The 418-nt window shown below is 58.9% G+C and carries 1 protein-coding gene; it reads right to left on the bottom strand.

Going from position 1 to position 418, the window contains the following annotated elements:
- On the bottom strand, nt 1-246 hold a 246-nt coding region (locus tag AF337_RS03900; protein ID WP_244471175.1), incomplete at its 3' end, for a PAS domain-containing protein.
- Nucleotides 247-418: the final 172 nt, after the last annotated feature.

Here is a 418-nt window from a genome sequence, read left to right as displayed (position 1 = left end):
GGCGCTGCCCGAGGCGGTCGCCGTCAGCAGTGACGCAAGCTGGGGCATCGCCCATTCACCGTTTCCAATTTCGCTGAGGCTTTGGCCGCAAACCATCTTGGGGTCGATGTCGAAGGCCCGGCAGAAGGATGCGCTCGCCGCAATGATTTTCTGGTCGTCGGATAGGTATAGCAGCGGTTCATTGGACGATACCACCACAGCAAGAGTGCTCGCCGCTTCGAAACGCACTGTGGGTGTCTTTTGCATGGAGAGGCCCTCAAGGGCCGGAGACTCACGAAGCAAGTCATCACTCGGCAACAATGCCAACCGGCCGGAAGCCTCAGCTGGACAAAAAGACTTTAACACGCGTGACGCGCAATCGCTTCATGCTAAATATCACGGGCTGCATGCCGGGCGACGCCGATGCCGAATGCATGCC

Origin of the sequence: Rhizobium ecuadorense (genome assembly GCF_001187535.1) — a bacterium.
GTDB lineage: Bacteria > Pseudomonadota > Alphaproteobacteria > Rhizobiales > Rhizobiaceae > Rhizobium > Rhizobium ecuadorense.
This window is presented reverse-complemented; position numbering and strand designations above follow the sequence as displayed.